Annotated in this window: 2 protein-coding genes; one reads left to right on the top strand and one right to left on the bottom strand. The window is 67.7% G+C overall.

The genetic code is table 11. The features are described 5' to 3' along the window. A partial coding sequence (locus tag AB0M20_RS42080) for a response regulator transcription factor (protein ID WP_364306976.1) occupies window positions 1-395 on the top strand: 395 nt, incomplete at its 5' end. A 44-nt stretch (window positions 396-439) separates the two neighbouring features. Here the strand turns inward: AB0M20_RS42080 and AB0M20_RS42075 are convergent. Next, window positions 440-1,660, bottom strand: a complete 1,221-nt coding sequence (locus AB0M20_RS42075; RefSeq protein ID WP_364306974.1) for a histidine kinase — start codon at window positions 1,658-1,660, stop codon at window positions 440-442. Window positions 1,661-1,678: the final 18 nt, after the last annotated feature.

The raw sequence follows: 1,678 nt of genomic DNA, 5'->3' as shown, positions 1-1,678 counted from the left end.
GGGAGGAACTGGGATACCCGCGACCACCGGTCGACGTTGCCACCCATGAAGAGCTGCTGGTCCTGCTGCGACAGCGGATCGGCGACGAGCATTTCGACACAGCGTGGGACGAGGGCTACGCCACACCGCTCGACGAGGTCGTGGAGACGGCCGTGCGCGGGTGGGGACCTCGCGGTGGCCGCCCGTCCACCGGGTGGGAGAGCCTGACACCCACGGAGCGGCGAATCGTCCTCCTGATCGCCGAAGGACGATCGAATCCCGACGTCGCGGCGCAGCTGTACATGAGCCGATCGACGGTCAAAGCTCATCTCAGCCACATCTTCAGCAAACTCGGCGTGACCAACCGGACCGAGCTCGCGGCCGTTGCCGCGGTCAGGCATGACGACGCACCATGACAATCGCCGACGAGAATGACTGGCTTAGAGCGGCTTCCAGGCGGTCACGGATGATGCGCCACGGGAAACTCAACAGCCAACTCGAAACAGTCCGCGCCGTCCGGTCCGGCGACCAAGGTCCCGCCCAGCTCTGTGGTGCGTGCACGGAGGTTGCTGATCCCGGTCCCGCCCGTGCCACTCGTGCCACGTCCACCGGCGCCGTCGTTGCCGACGTGAAGCCGGACGACGTCGTCGGTGCGGACCAGGCGAATGGTGCACCAGGTGGCGGTGGCATGCCGGAGAACATTGGTGACCGCCTCTCGAAGCACAGTGGCCAGCACCTCGTCGACAGCGGGCCCGACGGGTGCCATTGCCACGTCGGCACGGACATCGATGCCGGCAGAGGCCAACGTGTCACGGGCGGCGGTCAATTCGTTCCCCAATGACAGGGGCTGTTGCACGTTGCCGGTCACCGATTTGAGATCGGTGAGCGCGTTGGCCGCAATGTCGAGCAGTTGCACTATTTCGCTGCGGGATCGATTGTCGTCGCGCCCGATCAACTTCGCGGCCAGGTCGCACTTGAGTGCGACGGCCGACAGACCCAGCCCGAGAAGATCGTGAATATCGCGGGCCAGACGCAACCGTTCCTGAACCACAGCGGTTCGAGCCAGGTCGCGGCGGGCCACCGCGAGCTGGTCGGCAACGTCGGTCAAGCGGGACAGCGCGTAGACGGCGAGGCCGGTCGCCGCCACCGAGGCGCCCACGTACACGCCGTCGAAAATCCCGTAGCCGCTGCGGACCGCCATGACCAGCCCGACGCCGCCGGCTGTGGCCGCCAGCGCGGCCCAGGCCCACCTGCCGGGAAAGAGCAGCAGCACCGATCCCGCCGCGAACCCAGCCAGGGCGAGCAAGGTCAACTCGTCGAAGACCCAGAAGGATGCGACGCCGAGGACTTGGCCGGCCAGCGTCCACGGCCAACCAGGTGGACGAGCGGCGTTCCGGCGCGCCAGTGAGTGGTACAGCTGCATGACGAGGACCGTGACGATGACCGCTGAGGCGCCCACCTTCGCCGGACCCGACAGCCCCGATGCGGACACGTTCAGCAGCAGCTGCGCCAGGAACGCTCCGAGGATCACCAGCAACACCAGCCGGGCGACTCGTGGTGCCACGGTTTCGCCCGTGGGCCTCGTGTTGGCGGCGGCGTGGTCGTGGTCATCGTCCACGACCGTGGCGCGGACCTGGTCCGTTGCCTGCCGCGCGACTCCTGCCGCCTCGGCCAGTTGCATACGCGCCCCACTCGGATC

The sequence above is a fragment of the Actinoplanes sp. NPDC051633 genome (assembly GCF_040681735.1).
In the GTDB taxonomy this organism is placed as follows: Bacteria; Actinomycetota; Actinomycetes; order Mycobacteriales; family Micromonosporaceae; genus Actinoplanes.
This window is presented reverse-complemented; position numbering and strand designations above follow the sequence as displayed.